Annotated in this window: 1 protein-coding gene; it reads left to right on the top strand. The window is 69.1% G+C overall.

What is annotated here, in order from left to right; all coding sequences use genetic code 11:
• A partial coding sequence (locus CVH10_RS18420; protein WP_146143047.1) for a PaaI family thioesterase occupies positions 1-292 on the top strand: 292 nt, incomplete at its 5' end.
• Positions 293-356: the final 64 nt, after the last annotated feature.

Genomic DNA, 356 nt, shown 5'->3' with positions numbered 1-356 from the left:
GGCCGCCGTCTATAATCCGCTGGGTTCGGTGCATGGCGGCTGGATCGCCACCGTGCTGGATTCGGCCTGCGGCTGTGTGGTGCATTCGACGCTGCGGCCGGGCCAGACCTATACGACGCTGGAGCTAAAGACCGTCTTCCACAAGGCGTTGAGCGCCGGCACGCCGGTCCGCGCCGAGGGGCGAATCGTCCAGGCCGGCCGCCGCGCCGCCTTCGCCGAGGCCGATCTGCGCGGTCTGGACGGGCGGCTTTACGCCACCGCGACCTCGACCTGCCTGGTGATGGAGCGATAGGCCGCCAGCAAGCGTTTGCCGCGCCTCGCTTTAGCCGCTATCAGCGGCGAGCGTTCAACGGTCG

This window comes from Halomonas sp. ND22Bw, from assembly GCF_003011945.1.
Lineage (GTDB): Bacteria > Pseudomonadota > Gammaproteobacteria > Pseudomonadales > Halomonadaceae > Halomonas > Halomonas halophila.
The sequence above is the reverse complement of the archived record's forward strand: the minus strand, read 5'-3'. Positions and strand labels throughout refer to the sequence as shown.